Genomic DNA, 16,282 nt, shown 5'->3' with positions numbered 1-16,282 from the left:
GGGAACTCATTCCTAATCTTACGATTCGTTCATCTTGCTCAATTTGTTGCCACTTTTTGCGCCGTCGTGAGTCCAAGATGTACTTCGTTTTCTTTCGCAAGGGGTGCCATTATTCCAATGCAAGTCCGTCTCGGCTCAGTCCTGCCCATCTGCCTGCTGGGTTTGTTGGCAGTCTCACCAGGCATTGCGGCTACGCTTTCAGACGTCTCGCAACCTTCAATCGCCACAATCGGCGCGAGTTCTGACGGGAAGGCCAGCGTGGTCGGAAATCTACCACCCACCGGCGACGATGCTCTGCCGGACGCTCCTCAAGCCCAGTCATCCTCGGCGTCTACCACCGCCTCCACCACCCCGGCTGCGCCCGTTGGTCCGCAGCAGACCAAGCGCATTCTGTTTATTGTCCCAAATTTCCGCTCCGTTTCAGCGGACGTCAAATTGCCCCCGACGACCTCCCGGGAAAAACTAAAGTTATTCTTCGAAGACAGCTTCGACTACTCCGCCTTTGTGGAAGTGGCAATCCTCGCGGGGCTCGCCGAAGACAAGAACTCCGAACCCGAGTTCCATGGCGGAGCTCCCGGCTATGCTCGTTATTACTGGCACAGCTTCGCCGACAACGTGGATGGAAACCTCATGACCGAATATGCGGTTCCTGTCCTCACCCGCGAAGATCCGCGCTATTACACCCTCGGCCACGGTGGATTCCTGCATCGGAGCGCCTATTCGGTCTCCCGGCTGTTCATTACCCGTAACAATCAGGGCAACCCTACTCCCAACTTCTCCGAGATCGTCGGCAATGGCGCCGCAGCCGGAGTCGCCAACCTCTACTATCCCGGCCAAGAGCGCACCTGGACGAAGACCGGCCAGCGTTGGGTTCTTCAGGTTGGCATAGACGGCTTATCTAACCTGGTAAAAGAGTTCTGGCCGAATATCAACGACAAGATATTTCACGACAAATATTGACGGAGATTGGTTCCTCCTCCGTTCCACCTCAGAGCCGTCTTTCAGGCGGCTCTATCTTTCTGTTCGCGTCTGTGCAGATCAAGGAAGCTTGCGTTGCAGCGTGGGTGAACGGGTTTCAACGCGTCCGGCGACTCGGAGGGCGATCCTGTTGGAACCAAATCCTAGTAGCATAATCCAGAGGACTTTCGACTTCAAATATGCTCAGAGTAGGCTATCCCGCTTCGCTTCCCGTCGAACTGATTAAGGAATTTCCCACCGGGATTGAACTGATTCCCATCCCCTCGAATCCAGAGGGAGAGATAACCATTGATTTCTGGATTCCCCCGCCGGCGCCAGTGCCGGGACAAAAGGTTTGGCCGCACTTACGTGGCGTATCCATCGCTCAATCCATGATGGCCGGCACCGAGTGGCTCACGCAACTGGTTGGTCCCTCGGTCACGGTCTGCAACGCTCAGGGAGCGCATAGTATTTCCACGGCAGAATGGACCCTGGCGGCCATCCTCGCGATGCTCAAGTACTTCCCGCTCTATCGCGACCTCCAGCGCACTTCGGACTGGCGCGGGCGCTCCAAAGCCAGCAAGGACTACGCGGAGATTCACGGCGACCAGCGTCCGCAGTATCCTGCGATCCTGCAGGAAGAGTTGAGTGGGAAACGGGTCTTGATTGTCGGATATGGCGACATCGGCAAAACCATCGAAAAATACCTGACGCCCTTTGGCGTGCAGATCACCCGCGCGGCCCGCAGTGCGCGTACCACTTCGGAGGGCCATAGGGTCGAAGCGATTCAACAACTCGACCAGCTCTTGCCAAATGCTGAGATCGTGGTCCTGATCCTGCCCCACACCCCTGAGTCGCATGGCCTGATCGGAGCGAGGCAACTGGAACTCATGCCCCAGGGTGCTTTACTGGTAAATGCCGCCCGCGGCCCGATCGTCCAGACCGACGCGCTGATCGAGGCCCTCAACATGCGCCGTATCCGCGCCGCGCTCGACGTCACCGATCCTGAACCGCTGCCTCCCGACCACCCGCTGTGGAGAGCCCCCAACCTGTTCATTACACCGCACGTCGCCGGTTCAACACCGCAGTTCAGCCCTCGCGCCATCCAGATCGCTGCCGGCCAGATTCGACGGCTACTCCAGGGTGAGCCACTGATGAACGTAGTCCAGGCTGGAACCGCATCGTATTCGGCTAAGACGTAAGAGCGTGTATGCTCGATTTGCACTGGGATCGTAAGACCATCCTCGATTCAAATATTCCCAGCCCATCGGGATACCATGATTGGAGCAATTGTCATGCCTTGCAAGCCGCTCGTCGTCGCGATACTCACCGCTCTCCTTCCGTTTGCGGCCCTGGCACAGGCCCAAGACAATGGCGCATATAAGGTGCTCAAGATCCAACTGGTCGGCGGTGGCGGCGGTTTCGACTACGTGACTGCCGATCCAGACGGGCGCAATCTGTACGTTGCCCGGTCTGGACCGTCCGGTCACATCGGCGTCTTCAATCTGGACACGCTGGCTCAGGTTGGAGACATCCCGGGCGTGAGTGCGCATGGTGGAGCGGTCGATACCGCGACGGGCCACGGATTTGCAACCTCAAAGCCAGTGACAATGTTCGATTCGAAGACCTTTGCAATTCTGAAGAAGATCGACGTGCAGGGCAATCCGGACGGCTACCTCAACGACGCGTACAATCACCGCTTCTATGTCCTCAGCCATGCGGAACCGAATATTACTGTTCTTGACGACAAAGACGGGGCAATTCTAGGCACCATCGACATTGGCGGCGCACCTGAGCAGGCCGCAACGGACGGCCACGGCAGGATCTACGTCGACATCGAAGACAAGTCCGCCATCGCAGTCATTGATGCCAATACGATGAAGATGGTCGGCAAGTACGACGTTTCAAGCAAAGGCGGCGGGTGCGCCGGCCTTGCGCTCGACGCGAAGAATAACATCCTCTTTGCAGCCTGCCGCGAAAACAAGAACATGATCATCCTGTCGGCTACGGATGGTCATATTATCACCGACCTGCCGATTGGCGCCGGGTCCGATGGAGCGACCTTTAACCCCGCTACCATGGAGGCCTTCAGTTCTCAGGGCGACGGAACGCTCACGGTCGTTAAAGAGGACTCTCCGACGAGCTTCTCCGTCGAGCAAACAGTTGCCACTCCCGCCCGAGCGAAAGTGCTGACGCTCGATACAAAAACAAGCCAGATCCTGACGATCACTGCCGAATACGGCCCTGTCCCCGCCACGCCGCCTTCCACAGCGACTCCCACGGTGGCCGGAGCCGGTGGTCCGCCGCAGGGGGCTCCGGCCTTTATGCGAGGCCCTCGCGCGCCGATGATTCCGAACTCCTTCCAGATATTAGTCATCGGCAAATAAGAATTTGACACTTCGCAGCATGGGACGAGCCGCAGCCCGTCCCACGCGTGCTCAATCCTGCGCCTACTTTGCCGCTTCCGTCGCTTTGATAAAGGCTGCCACATCTTCGTGGAATTGCTTCAGAATTCCTTCGTTCACATAGATCATGTGTCCGGCCTGATAGTACTTGTAACTGATATTTGCCTGCAGGTTTTGAGGGATCGGCAAGTGATGCATCTCATACATTCCTTCAAAAAAAGGCGTTGCCAGATCGTAATATCCGCCCGCCAGCAGAACCTTTGTTTTGGGATTCGCCTTCAGTTTTTTAGCCAGATCCGGCATCACGTTCTGGCCGCCTTCGGCATAGCGCATCTGCCAATGAAAACCAGGTTCCCCGTACGTACTCGGTTTATAAGTCCAGTTGTCGCCGAATTTCAGATCTTCCCGCATGTACTGGTTGATCGCAGTCGTGTACGCCGAAGAGATGGCATTGCTCTGTGGGTCGTATTGTGCCTCTTCACTCAACGGATCGTAATCTGGCCCCTGATAGCGCGTATCGAGCCGCCCGGTGGTCATTCCCTCGGTGTCATCCAGCGTCTTCGAGAATGCCCCGCCTGAGACGCGCAGATTGCTCTTGATCAGGTAGGCTACGGGCAATCCGGTGTACTCGTGCAACTTCTCCGCGACAGCCTGCTTGCGGGCGTCGGGCAACTCGGAACCCTGCAGGAGCGCGCTCATGTACTCACCCAGAGCATATGTCTCCACCTCGGCCAGGAACGGCTCCAGTGCCGCAGGCTGGGTTGGCAGTTTGTGATGGTACCAGGCGCTCGCGGCGTACGTGGGCAGCGCGAGAGCGTAGGCCTGGTCCACGCCCGGATTCACCTTTGGTTCGTCGACACTATTATCAAAACTCAGAATCGCCGACAGCAGAATGATCCCGTTCAGGTCTACATTCTGCAAGGCTGCGCTCAACACCGCGCTGCGCGGCGTGCCGTAGCTTTCACCGAACAGATACTTGGGCGAATTCCAGCGATCGTACTTGGTCAGAAATCGCCGGATGAAACGCTCAAAGGCATGCGCGTCTTCATCGACTCCCCAGAACGCTTTCTCCTTGTCCTTGCCAAAGACGCGGCTGAAACCCGTCCCCGGCGCATCGATGAAGACGAGGTCACTCACGTCGAGAAGGCTGTAATCGTTGTTGACGATCTTGTACGGCGCGGCAGCCTCATGCACCGTATCTTGCGTGATCACGCGGCGTGGACCAAACGAGCCCATGTGCAGCCACATCGTCGATGACCCAGGGCCGCCATTATAGAGGAAGGTCACAGGCCTCGACCCCGCGTCCGCGCCTTTCTTGAAGTAGGCCGCATAGAAGATACGCGCCGTGGCGGGTGCATCTTCCGGCTTGTCAGCCGGTTTCTCGCCGGAGTCTGGTAAAAGCTTGCCATCGAGACCTAGCAGCGCGTCCTGCGAATTCGTTGCACCCACGGTCAGCGTTCCTGCCACTGCCTTGTACGCAATCGCCTGTCCGCCAACCGTCACCGTTCCCTCGGTGATGGAATCGGAGGGGCTACTCACTGCGGTTGCCGGCTCAGAGGCTTTCTCAGGCTTCTTTTCGTTATCCAAAGCACGCAGTTGCGGCGCGCACGCCAAACTAAAACCACTCAGCAAAACCAGGGCCACTATCTTAGGCAAAGAAGGATTCAGCATCATTCCCACGCTCCCGTTACGAGGTAATTTCTGAATCCCAACTATAGCGGATTTGTTCTCAGAATCGATATTGCCCGGAAAGCCTGACGGTCGTAGGGGCGCCGAGGTGAATGAACGTGTCGCCATAACTGGCTCCCGTGTCCTTCCAATACCTCTTATCGAGAATGTTATCGGCGAAGATGCGGAAACTCATCCGGCCATGCTCTCCACCCGGAGAATAGCGTGCGCCGAGATTGAAGAGGTTATAGCCGCCCACGCTCACAGCGTCGTCCCGAGTAGCTTCCTTGCGGCCGGTATAGCCCCAGCCCGGCAACAGATGAAAGTCCGAGAGATGCAATCCAGCGACTCGCGGCATGACGATATCAGCAAAAACCGCAGTCTTCAACCGCGGTTGATTGATCACCTGCTTCCCATTGAATGCCGCCGTGCTCGAATCGTCAGAGGTGGCAAGAATGCCAGCCGCAGTAGCTGAAAGCCTCAGCCAGTTCGTTGCTTTGCCCTGCGCTCCTAACTCGATGCCGTCATGTGTTTCATGTCCGTCAGCCTCGAAGCACTGACCAATCTCTGTCACGCTGGTGCAGAAGCCATCGGGAGATGAGATGACCTTCGGATAAAAGAATGGCGCGCGCATTCGGAAAAATGCCGTCGTCAGCAGAATGCGCTGCCCGGGCTCAAACTTCGCGCCAACCTCTGTTTGCCTTGTATAAAACGGGGCTAGATAGACACTGCTGTTGATGGCCCAGAACGGAGCCTGCGGACCCAGCGATAACATCACGTTATAGTTGCCGTACAGTGTCAGGTTCGCAACGGGAGCATAAGTGGCGGAATATTGCGGAAGCCATACTCCTTTACTCCCGGTAAAATTGAAATCGCTGATAGAAGCATAGCGCCCGCCGGCGGTGAGTCGCACATGCCCCGGCAAGTCCACGCGATCCTGCACGATTCCCGAAGACTGCCGATCGAAGTCAACAAGCGTGAGAGGCCCAGCTTGCTGTTCAGGACTCTCTATCTGATAGGAGATATTCGGCTGGTAGATATTTTCGCTTCCAATATAGGTATAAACCGCCCCATCCTGCACTGTACTGGGCGCGTTTGGACCCGGCATTCCGGGCAGATCCACTCCGCGATGAAAGATCGACCCGCCAAAGACAAGGTTGTGTGTTATACTACCCGTCGTGACGTGTCCGGCAGCAATTACTTCGCCCAATGCGTCCACACGCCGTTCGCCTGGGTCGCGATAGTCATAAATATCATAAGTGCCGTCGGGAGCGAAGAAATACGGCGGCGGACCGCCAGCAACATTACATTCCGCCTCGTAGTAGCACCCATACGGATAAATCACGTTGTCATCGATCAGCGAATGGCTATAGCTTCCAGCGAAGTACACGTGCCAGATTGGAGTTACATCCAGATCCAGCCTGGAGTTACCGTTTATTGCGTCGAATATATTCGGCTTGGACCAGATTTGATTGCCCAGCATCACCGACGGATACACCGTGCTCAGTGCAGGCACTACTTCTCCGCCGAGCAATTGATAGCCTGCAACCGAGCGTTCGCGTTTGTGCTGGTATTCGAAATCGGTCTTCCACATAGCCACGGGTGAGAGCTTCCAGTCCGTGGCTAACGCGCCAACTCCGCGCCAACCATTGGCGCTCTCCACATAAGTGTGGATATCTTCGCCAGCCATGTTGGCGCGTACACCGAATTGCTTTGCAGCCCCGAAGAGTTGTCCTAAATCAACAGCGGCATATGCCGTTCCACGATCGTCCGTTGCCATGTCTAATGTTTTTACGACAACTGGCCGCTTGGTCACATAGTTGATGAGTCCGCCTGCGGTTGTTATGCCACTTTCTACTCCGGCAATGCCCTTCAGGAACTCGACTCGCTCCTTGTTTTCAAGCGGGACATCCTGCTCGCCTGCAATGGGCATGCCATTGATTTGCAAGCCTGTCGCCAGGTCAATGGCGAATCCGCGAATCTGATAATCGCCGTAGTAGCCGACGGGCGCGTAGTCTTCACCAATAGAAGCATCGTTCTTCACGATGTCGGAAAGCAGCCGCGAAACCTGATCATTCATCAGGTCGCGCGTCACAACCGTCTCTGAAACCGGAGCCGAAACCAATGGAAGGCTATCCAGACTGCCGACCGAGACCTCCGTCGGCAGGTAATCATCCGAAACCTGGCCCTGCACCACAACCGTGGTAGTGACCGGTTGAATCGTCTGCGCCGGGGCTGCCTGTGCTGTACTCGCCTGAGCCAGTGCGATGCTACTTGCGGCGATGCAAGGCAGAAGGATGAAACCGCGCAGCAGAAGCAGATAGTTCGTGATCTGTGGAGTCAGGAAGGCACTAGCGAGCTTTGTCATACGTTCCCCTTGATTCCGGCCGGAAAAACGGCTCGGGAAACAAGAGGTGCTCGCGCAACGCAAAGCCTGTCGGGACGGGCCGCGTCTCGAAAACTTCCCACGCCGGTATTACCCGGTTCGGGTCCAAAGGGACTCTCTCAGCCCCGCAAAATTTCGCGGAGCACCCCTGTTTCATTACGTTGAATATATAACAAAACGCTGTGAGTAAACCGAAACTACCGCCAAAGCGTCTTGAGTAGTGGTAGATAGGATTCAATCTCGGGCACATGCAAACCGGCGATCTTGGCTTCGTCGTCCCAATGCCGCAGTGCGACGGCGTCCAACGCGAACGGTAACGCAAGAAAGCCCTTCGCCTCCTCCTCAGACATTGGGCCGCCTTGCAAACCCAGACTCAGGGCGGAAGATGGCGACAGCGCGTCCCGATAAGCAGGTTCGGCAAAGCACAGGTAGCGTTTGGCCGCCACATGCAGCCGGATCGGCTCGGTGACTGACGGAGGAAGATGCGCTGCAAGCATCTGATCTGCCAGTTCCTCGTGTCTCGTGTCGATCCCATGATCGGCGACATCCTCGCCTCCCTGATGCAGCAGATGACCGACGTCATGCAGGAGCGCCGCGGCGACGAGCGAATCAGCCTTCTCTTTATTACGAGCAAAGAACGCAGCCTGCAGACAGTGCTCCAGCACCGTAACCGGCTCGCCAAAATACGCTTCTCCGCCGTGCCTTGTCATCCATGCGACAACCGCCTCCGGAGTATCCAGTTGTACTAAATTAATATCCATATCTGTTATCCCCTTGTCGAAGAGAGCTCTCTCAATCGTAGTTGAGCCTCGCGACGTTGGCTGATCGCCAGCACCAGCGCCACCATCGCAGTCAGCAGGCACGTTACAGCGAGCGCGACAAAAGCGTTGCGCCACCCATAGAGCACAGTGATGCGCGCCATCGTATCGCCGGAGAGCACACCAGCCAGGTACCCCACTCCATCAATGATTCCGGCCGCGGTGGCGCTGCCTTTGTCGCCGCCAAAATCCATGGACATCGCTCCCGCCAGATACGAGTAAGGCCCCATCAGTAGAAAGCCAACCAGCGCAACCAGCGCGACCGGAATCCAGGGATTATCATGCCCCGGCACCTGCGCCAGCAGGAATAAACAAACCGTTCCGGCAGCGAGACCACCAAAGAGCACAAGACTGCGTCCATTCAGGCCCAGCCTGTCACTGAGAAAGCCAGCCACCAGCACCGAAACCCCTCCAAAGAGCGGGAAGAGTGCACTGCGGCTGGCTGCCTGCGCATTCGAAAGGCCGACATACTCGACAAAATAGGTCGGTGTCCACAGGTTGAATGTCTCACGCAGCAGCGTCGTTCCAAGCGAAAGCAGACACACCATCCAGAAGAAGCGGCTGGCCAGCAGAGGACGAAGAATCGCACCCAGGCCCGGCGACATGCTGGCCTCTTTGCCTCCTTTTTTTAAGTCCTGTGCGGCATACACATTCAGGGGATTGGTCTGCGGAGCCGGCAATCCGCGCTCCTGCGGTGTCTCGCGCAACAGCCAGAGATTGGCGATCAGCAGGAGCGTCAGCAACCCGGCGCCGGTAAAGAAGATGCCACGCCATCCCATCCCGGCTCCGAGCAGCAGCGACATCGCCTCGCGCGCAGCAGCATCGCCAAAGAGGTAGCTAAGGCTCAGTACCGCCATCACTGTGCCGTAGATCGAATACGAAAACCAACGGGAGGAAACCTTAACCAGCCCAACCCATCCAGCCGACTGAAATAGCCGATTGCCCATCCAGGCAAGCGTAAAGATCGGGAATCCTCCGCCCACGGCAAACAGGATGGTAAAGAGAATTGCCCCTGCCATTCCTGCGAGGAAGTTGTTTCGTCCGCCGAAGAGATCCGCCAGCGATCCGCAGACGAACTTGCCCAGCGCATAAGCCAGTACGCCAGCAGAAGCGATGAACCCCAGACGCACCTGCGCAACGTTCGCAGGTATCCCATGCTGACCCAGGTCGCGTATCAGCAGCGGCAGCACGACGGAAAGATCAGAACGGCAAAAGTAGTAGCCTGAGTAACCGAGCGCAAGCAGTGAGATGGTCAGCACGTGCCAGCGCGTGAAGTTAGCGGGGTGGGGATTCGTCGAGTCTGTTGCCTGCGAGGAGGGGCTGTCTTCCTGATTGAATGCCATTTGCGCCTTGAAGCTGAATTCCTTCACTTCCCGCATTACGCGTTATTTTTGCCTATGTGGCAAGACTACTGACCGCTGCCCTCAGTCAGTGTCACGATGCGGTCCACGCCCGGCGCAGAAAACTTCTCCACCTTGCCGCCTGGCCAATGCACTTCAATCTCTTCGACCGCAGTGGCCTCGCCCAACCCAAAATGCGGCCGCTGATCGCTCGAAGAAATATAGCTGCCGCCGCTCATCACGTCAGCGCGTTGACGCATGTGATTCGCGGTCACATAGACTGTAGCTCCCACTGCGTCACGCGGACTTTTCGGACCTCCTACTAGCTTCAACTCGATCCAGTGATTGTGGTCTGGATTCACATTGCGCAGTAGCACCGGATGATGATCCTCCACATTGATCACCGCATCCAGCTTGCCATCATTGAATAGATCTCCAACTGCCATTCCGCGAGACGGAATTACCAGTGCCAAACCAGTTCCTTCGACAGCAGGCATCAATTCAAACTTTTTACCCTGCAAATTGCGATAGAGCAGCGGTCGCTGCGCCCATGTCGTTCCCCACGGATGCTGATCGACTTGAGGATATACGTGGCCATTGACCGTCAGCAGATCCTTCCATCCGTCGTTGTCATAATCGATGAACGCATCGCCCCAGCCAAGGAAGGGAACCGAGTTCTCGGCAATCCCCATCTGGTAGCTGATGTCGGTGAAGTTCGCATCGCCTTCGTTGTGATAGAGCGGCTTGTAGTCATCCGAGAATGTGGTGTTGTAGATATCCAGCAAGCCATTGTTTTCGTAGTCCCCAACAGCAATACCCATCGAAGCCGTCTCGCGCCCTGCCTCATTCAGCGCATAACCCGAGGCGTAGCTTACGTCCTCGAATGTCCCATCTCCCTTGTTTAGATAGAGATAGTTCGGCGTCGAGTCATTTCCCACCAGCAGATCCGGCTTGCCATCGTTGTTGATGTCCACAAACAGCGCGCTCAATCCGTAATAGCCCGGCAGATCAGCCACACCAGCCTTGACGCTCACATCGGTAAACGTCCCGTCGCCATTGTTGTGAAAGAGATGGTCAGGCTCGCCCTTCAGCCCGTGCGGACCGCAGTTCACGGGCTCGCCACGAAACGAACAGAACGCAAACGAGACGCCGTTCTCGCCGCGCACTGGAAGATTATCGCGGTCGAAGTGCACATATCCGGAGACAAAGAGATCGAGCTTTCCGTCGCCGTCATAGTCGCCCCAGGTCGCGCCCGCCGACCAGTTTCCCAGCGTTACGCCGGCCTTTTCCGCCACATCGGTAAAGGTTCCGTCATGATTGTTGTGATACAGCCGGTTCTTTCCGTAGTTAGCTACGAAAATATCCGGCCAGCCATCGTTGTCGTAGTCGGCAATCGCAACGCCAAAGCCCCAGCGGTCGTTGGTCACGCCGGCCTTGGCAGCCACGTCGGTAAATGTCCCATCGTGGTTGTTGTGAAACAGCGCTGCGTGCGGCGATTCTTCTTTGCCGTCCAGAGCCTTGAAGGTCGAGCCGTTGACGAAATAGATGTCCAGCCATCCGTCGTTGTCATAATCGATTAGCCCCACGCCGGAGCCATTTGTCTCCAGGATGAACTGCTTATCGGCATTCCCCATCTTGTGCGTCCAATGCGTGACGCCCGCCTTCTCGGAGATGTCCTGAAAGATCACTGGCCCTGAGGAGACAAATCCCCCTGCCGTGATTGGCCGCTGGTGGCTGTCCAATTGAATTGGATGAGGAGAGCCGGTTGCCACGCCGCCACTTGCCGCAGGCTGCGCACCTTCGGTCGGCTTGTCGATACGCTGTCCTCCGGGGCCCGGCCCGACCGAGCCGGTCGACCCGCTTTGGGCAACAGCGAAGCCCGATAAGAGCAAAAAAGACGCGAATAAAGCACAGGAGAGCGAACGAAAACCGGCTACCGAAGGCATGACAGCCAGTATACGAGGCAAAATTCAGGGCCAGTATCAATCGAAGGTTGGAGAAGGCGACGGCGGCAAAGTATCCCTATTCGTCTCCAAGTTCATAAGGAACAGCAAACCGCCCAATCTGAATCACCGGCTTGTCCCCCGGCGCCCAGATGCGCAGCGATTCGACCCGGCTGTTTCCAGCGATCTTGTGCGCCTGAGCCACGCCGAGCAGCTTGCCGGTCAGCGCTTCGTGCAAGTGCACACTGAGCGTGCTTCCATCGGCTCCATCGCGTTGCCAGCCGAAGACATATTCGCCCGGCGCCAGGCTGACGCCGCCAACACGCACGGGCGTCTGTACCACCAGGTAATGAGAATACTTGCCGTCTGCGGAGTAGCCAGCGGTAATCAGCACCACTCCCGCGATGAAGTGCCCTTTGCCATCCGTAATGCCGCTGGCCGTGCGCATCTCTGTTTCAATATGTTCCTTCTCGACGGGCGCGCGCGCCGGCAAGAGCGCGGCGAGCTCCGCATCCGTAGCCTGCCGCCAGACGGTCTTCTGAGCCAATCCAGCCGTCGCAGCCACGAGGAAGAGAATCCCCAGAACAATCACTCTGTGTGTCAAACCGTCCACGCCATGCCTTCTCATATGCGAAGATCCCCCTGAGAATCCAGTTGCACCAGCCCGCGTTGAATCGCTGCGGTGGCCGCCTGTGTCCGATCCTCAACGCCCAGCTTGCCCAGCAGATTATTGATGTGTGTCTTTACCGTGGCTTCCGAAATATCGAGCGTCTGTCCGATCTCCTTGTTGCTCTTGCCTCGGACAATCTGCTCCAGCACCTCCTGCTCGCGTTGGGTCAACTGTTCAGTGGCCATGCGCTCGGCCAGCTTCTGCGCAATCGACGGAGGGATAATGGACTTGCCCGCATGGACCGAGCGAATCGTCGAGACCAGCACCTCAACGGTCATTCCCTTCAGCAGATAAGCCCGCGCACCAGCCTGCAAAGCCCGATAGATATCTTCGTCCCCATCATATGTGGTCAGCACAATGAATCGCGCATTGGCGTGGTTCGCCCGCACCCGTTGGATCACTTCGACGCCGCCCATCTTCGGCAGGCGAAGATCGATCAGCGTCACATCCGGATGGCAGGTCTCAAATTGTTTTACAGCCTCTGCGCCATCCGCCGCCTGGCCCACAACCTCGACTCCATCCACGACACTCAGCAGAGCCACAAGTCCCTGGCGTACGATCTGATGATCCTCGACTACAAGAATTCGAATTGTATTACCCGTCATGATTGCTCCTTACTTGTACCTGTGCTTGCAACTGTCTGCTTCTTGCCCGCATCCTCCGGGCCTGTTGTTTTAGCGCGAGCCTCCGGAGCGGGCACACTCAGATTTACCGTCGTTCCCGCTCCGGGCTCGCTGACGATCTCGATCTGCCCTCGTATAAGCGCGGCGCGCTCGCGCATTCCCGTCAGGCCATAGTGACCGTCCTCGCCGACCGCTTGCTCCCGAGCGGCGAAACCTTTGCCGTCATCGGTAACGGTAAGCGTCAGCACGCGCTCATCGTACTCCAGCCGAACACTCAACCGGACAGCCTCCGCATGTTTCTTCACATTATGGATAGCCTCCTGCGCGATGCGCAGGATCTCCTGTTCTGTATCCGCACTCAGAGCCCTATAAGCTCCATGCACTTCAAGATGCGCGGTCAGGCCATCAGCCCCGGCCTGTTCCACCAACCGGCGCAGCCGAATTGGCAAAATCTGCTCGCCCGCGTCGTGCGAACGCAATGCCCATATCGACTGCCGCGCATCGTCCAGCCCCTCACGGACCATCTCCTGCGTCAGCGCGAGATGCTTCGCCGCAGCGTCCGTGCGATTGTGGCGTAACAACTGACCCAGAATCTCCAGTTGCAGCGAGATCCCAACATATCCCTGCGCCAGAGTGTCGTGAATTTCTCGCGCAATGCGATTACGCTCGCTCATTACGGCACGAAACTCCCGTTCGACTCGTAATACCCTTTGCCGGAAGATCAGCCACACCACTGCGGCGATTCCCAGGAGCACCAGCGCCCAGAACCAGACCGTTTGGTAAAAATGCGGAAGCAGTTGAAAGCTGCACGATGCCTCCTGTGGATTGTCGGCCGTTACACCCGATGCATCCCGCAATGCCAGAAAGCCGGCTTCCCCGAGCGAAGCGCGGACACGAAAGCGGTACTTCCCTGGAGGGATATTCGTGTAGTACGCCGTCCGGCGCGTGCCTGCGTCCGTCCACGCGTGATCGAAGCCTTCCAGCATGTACTGATACCGCAGCTTCTGCGGAGCCGCAAAACTCAAGCCAGCGTAGTCGAACTGGAATCGCAACGCGCCTGCGCCAACGCGAACCGTTCCATCGGCCTCCGTATCGCGATCATCTACGGCAAATCGCTCGATCGCCACCGGAGGTTGTGGCGGAATCTCAGGGAAGTGCAGCGGATCGGCAACAATCACGCCGCGAGGAGTCGTGAATAAGAGCCTTCCGTCGTTCGTGCGGCAGGCGGTCGGATGACTGTTGTTGCTTGTCTCCCGGCTCCGCAGACCATCCGCCGTTGTGAAACTGACAGCATGTAGCGCATTCAAGCTACACTCGCCCCGCTCCATGCACGCCATAAGGTTCTGCAAATCGACGCGCGTGAGGCCCGCATTGGACGCCAGCCAAAGATGGCCACGGTCATCTGGCATTACCGCATGAATAGCCGCCGGTAGCAATGCAGCTACGGCAGAGTTATCCTGGGACGCGTCTCCCCGCATCGATACAAATCGCTTCCCATCCCATAAATTGAGCCCATCACTCTGCGTTCCAATCCAGATCGCGCCGTCAGGCGTCGCATCGAGCGCCGTAATGACATTGCTTGAGAGCCCGTCCGCAGTGGTATAGCGCAACAGCTTTCCCTCATGCAGCCGGGACAATCCATTCAGCGTCGCGATCCAAAGATCACCATTCCCGCTACGTGCCAGTGCGCCCACGAGATCGCTGCCAAGCCCATCCGCCTGGGTATAGTTCTGAAAGCGGCCATGATCAAGATGCGTCAATCCGTGTCGCGTGCCAATCCATACCGTCTCATCCGGCGCTACCAACACAGAGCGAATGAAGTCATCCGGCAAGCCGTCCGCCGACGTGTAGCTGTTTACTCCGCCGCGCCCAATCCGAGTGAGCCCATCCGGAGTGCCCACCCACACATCGCTGTTCGGCGCAACCGCCAGTGACAGAATCACGTTGCTCAACAGCCCATTTTCAGTCGTCAGATTCGTGACCGTAAGCTTCCCATCGATCCCATTAGCAACGCGATTCAGTCCGCCATCCCTTGTCCCGATCCAAAGCGTCTGCTGCGCATCCTGAACTACTGCAGTCGTTGCATCGGAACTGAGCCCCTCGCTCGTCCCGATCACACGAAAATGTGCATCGCGCAGAATGTGCAGCCCCGCTGTCTCAGTGCCGACCCAAAGATCACCCTCGCGATCTTCCAGCAGCGAAACAACGGCATTCGAAGCCAGTGGATCGGTCGCGGGCATCAACTGAACCATTGCACCATGGGCTCCGCCGATCTTTGAAATCCTAGCCAGTCCCCGATTCGTGCCGATCCAGAGACTACCCTCGCGGTCGGCATACATCGCTTCGATGCGAGATCCAGGCAAATCCCTGCCGATCACAAACTGCGCCACCAACTGAGCTGCGCCGTTGTTGCCTTGCGCCAGCACGACCGTGGTTTTGCTCGCAACAGCCACGCTTCCGTCTCCAAGCCGGTCCAGAAAGCTGATTCCGTCGGAAGGGAGAGCGGATTTCGCCAAGACCTGCGATATCGCGTCGTCATGTTTCAGAAAGACTCCGCTCCCGTTTGAAATCAATACATCACCGCCTGCCATCGTCTTCACCAGGGCAGAGCGATCCAAGACAGAGCGATCAAAGTTCCGCTGATTTGCATCCTTCTGAGGTATGGCGTCCGGTCCGGGGCTCCAGTGTTCTCCGCGAAATACAGCCGCTTCGCTGGTTGTGCCCAACCACAATCCGCCCGCCTCGTCGGTCGCGATGGAGGTAATCACCCCGCGCGGAAAACCAGCTTCGGGCGCGGCGCGAAAATCTCCTCCCACGAGCCTTGCCAACCCAGTCTCTGTCCATACCCAAATCGTGCCGTTCGCCGTCTGCGCCAATCCGCGAATAGAGTTGCTCGGCAACCCATCCCGCGTGGTTATCAGCGATTGATTACCATTCCTCCAATGCACAAGGCCATCGCTGGTGCCGATCCAAAAACTGTTATCGATGGCGGAGTTCAGCAGGCAGCGAATCTCGGCGTCCGGAAAGCTTCCAGCCGTCGCATGGTCGAAAATACGGAAGCTGACGCCATCGAAACGAGCCAGACCCAGCTCAGTGCCAGCCCACAAAAAACCATCGCGAGATTGCAGCAACACCGGAACCGTATTCTGCGGCAGGCCGTTCTCCATCGTCCAGACCTGTCGCCCCAGCCTGCCCAGCGGAGTCGCCGGCTCCAGCGCATAATTCTCGGCTGCAAACGCCACCATGGATGCCACCATCAATATCGGGGCGAAGCTGAAGCAGACCGCGATCCTGCGCAGGAACCCAAAGAACATATGCTGCAATCCAACACGGAATCAGCACGATATGCAACAGCCCGCATCTCAAAAAACACCTCATTCTGGTACAAATCGAGGAATTCTCGTTCATCTCCACCGAAGGGTTGAGATGCAACTAAGCCCTCGGACGCAAGACAACCCATTGCAACTGTCCT

11 protein-coding genes and 1 riboswitch are annotated in these 16,282 nt (G+C 57.3%); of the genes, 3 read left to right on the top strand and 8 right to left on the bottom strand.

The window, feature by feature from the left end; genetic code table 11:
- Window positions 1–117 precede the first annotated feature (117 nt).
- From OHL23_RS27340 to OHL23_RS27330, 3 genes are all read left to right on the top strand, one after another.
- A complete protein-coding gene (locus OHL23_RS27340; protein WP_263355246.1) occupies window positions 118–960 on the top strand; it encodes a hypothetical protein in 843 nt (280 codons plus the stop codon).
- A 197-nt stretch (window positions 961–1,157) separates the two neighbouring features.
- Window positions 1,158–2,159, top strand: coding sequence for a 2-hydroxyacid dehydrogenase (locus OHL23_RS27335; RefSeq protein WP_263355244.1), 1,002 nt, complete (start codon window positions 1,158–1,160; stop codon window positions 2,157–2,159).
- 93 nt (window positions 2,160–2,252) lie between these two features.
- On the top strand, window positions 2,253–3,344 hold the full coding sequence (locus OHL23_RS27330) for a YncE family protein (protein ID WP_263355243.1): 1,092 nt from the start codon (window positions 2,253–2,255) through the stop codon (window positions 3,342–3,344).
- Window positions 3,345–3,407: 63 nt separating this feature from the next.
- On the opposite strand, the gene OHL23_RS27325 is transcribed toward OHL23_RS27330, so the two are convergent.
- The 8 genes from OHL23_RS27325 to OHL23_RS27290 form a co-directional block, all read right to left on the bottom strand.
- Entirely contained in the window at window positions 3,408–5,036 is a 1,629-nt protein-coding gene (locus OHL23_RS27325) for a S10 family peptidase (protein WP_263355242.1), read from the bottom strand.
- 55 nt (window positions 5,037–5,091) lie between these two features.
- Window positions 5,092–7,398, bottom strand: a complete 2,307-nt coding sequence (locus OHL23_RS27320; protein WP_263355241.1) for a TonB-dependent siderophore receptor — start codon at window positions 7,396–7,398, stop codon at window positions 5,092–5,094.
- A gap of 77 nt (window positions 7,399–7,475) precedes the next feature.
- A riboswitch (TPP riboswitch) is annotated at window positions 7,476–7,576 on the bottom strand.
- A gap of 37 nt (window positions 7,577–7,613) precedes the next feature.
- On the bottom strand, window positions 7,614–8,177 hold the full coding sequence (locus tag OHL23_RS27315; protein ID WP_263355239.1) for an HD domain-containing protein: 564 nt from the start codon (window positions 8,175–8,177) through the stop codon (window positions 7,614–7,616).
- Between the two features lie 5 nt (window positions 8,178–8,182).
- Window positions 8,183–9,613: an MFS transporter gene (locus OHL23_RS27310; RefSeq protein ID WP_263355238.1), complete on the bottom strand. Its 1,431-nt coding sequence runs from the start codon at window positions 9,611–9,613 to the stop codon at window positions 8,183–8,185.
- Window positions 9,614–9,642: 29 nt separating this feature from the next.
- Window positions 9,643–11,520, bottom strand: coding sequence for a CRTAC1 family protein (locus tag OHL23_RS27305; RefSeq protein ID WP_396127435.1), 1,878 nt, complete (start codon window positions 11,518–11,520; stop codon window positions 9,643–9,645).
- Window positions 11,521–11,596: 76 nt separating this feature from the next.
- Window positions 11,597–12,130 (bottom strand): hypothetical protein, encoded by a 534-nt coding sequence (locus OHL23_RS27300; protein ID WP_263355235.1) that lies wholly within the window; start codon window positions 12,128–12,130, stop codon window positions 11,597–11,599.
- An 11-nt stretch (window positions 12,131–12,141) separates the two neighbouring features.
- Window positions 12,142–12,792, bottom strand: a complete 651-nt coding sequence (locus OHL23_RS27295; protein WP_263355234.1) for a response regulator — start codon at window positions 12,790–12,792, stop codon at window positions 12,142–12,144.
- Window positions 12,789–16,124, bottom strand: coding sequence for a sensor histidine kinase (locus OHL23_RS27290; protein ID WP_263355232.1), 3,336 nt, complete (start codon window positions 16,122–16,124; stop codon window positions 12,789–12,791). Before OHL23_RS27290 ends, OHL23_RS27295 begins: the two co-directional genes overlap by 4 nt.
- Between the last annotated feature and the right edge of the window lie 158 nt (window positions 16,125–16,282).

Origin of the sequence: Acidicapsa acidisoli (genome assembly GCF_025685625.1) — a bacterium.
Lineage (GTDB): Bacteria > Acidobacteriota > Terriglobia > Terriglobales > Acidobacteriaceae > Acidicapsa > Acidicapsa acidisoli.
The sequence above is the reverse complement of the archived record's forward strand: the minus strand, read 5'-3'. Positions and strand labels throughout refer to the sequence as shown.

Bases quoted from the DNA above. Each gene is read 5' to 3' on its own strand.
- OHL23_RS27340 (WP_263355246.1), top strand. From the start codon at position 118: ATGCAAGTCCGTCTCGGCTCAGTCCTGCCCATCTGCCTGCTGGGTTTG.
- OHL23_RS27335 (WP_263355244.1), top strand. From the start codon at position 1,158: ATGCTCAGAGTAGGCTATCCCGCTTCGCTTCCCGTCGAACTGATTAAG.
- OHL23_RS27330 (WP_263355243.1), top strand. From the start codon at position 2,253: ATGCCTTGCAAGCCGCTCGTCGTCGCGATACTCACCGCTCTCCTTCCG.
- OHL23_RS27325 (WP_263355242.1), bottom strand. From the start codon at position 5,036: ATGATGCTGAATCCTTCTTTGCCTAAGATAGTGGCCCTGGTTTTGCTG.
- OHL23_RS27320 (WP_263355241.1), bottom strand. From the start codon at position 7,398: ATGACAAAGCTCGCTAGTGCCTTCCTGACTCCACAGATCACGAACTAT.
- OHL23_RS27315 (WP_263355239.1), bottom strand. From the start codon at position 8,177: ATGGATATTAATTTAGTACAACTGGATACTCCGGAGGCGGTTGTCGCA.
- OHL23_RS27310 (WP_263355238.1), bottom strand. From the start codon at position 9,613: ATGCGGGAAGTGAAGGAATTCAGCTTCAAGGCGCAAATGGCATTCAAT.
- OHL23_RS27305 (WP_396127435.1), bottom strand. From the start codon at position 11,520: ATGCCTTCGGTAGCCGGTTTTCGTTCGCTCTCCTGTGCTTTATTCGCG.
- OHL23_RS27295 (WP_263355234.1), bottom strand. From the start codon at position 12,792: ATGACGGGTAATACAATTCGAATTCTTGTAGTCGAGGATCATCAGATC.
- OHL23_RS27290 (WP_263355232.1), bottom strand. From the start codon at position 16,124: ATGTTCTTTGGGTTCCTGCGCAGGATCGCGGTCTGCTTCAGCTTCGCC.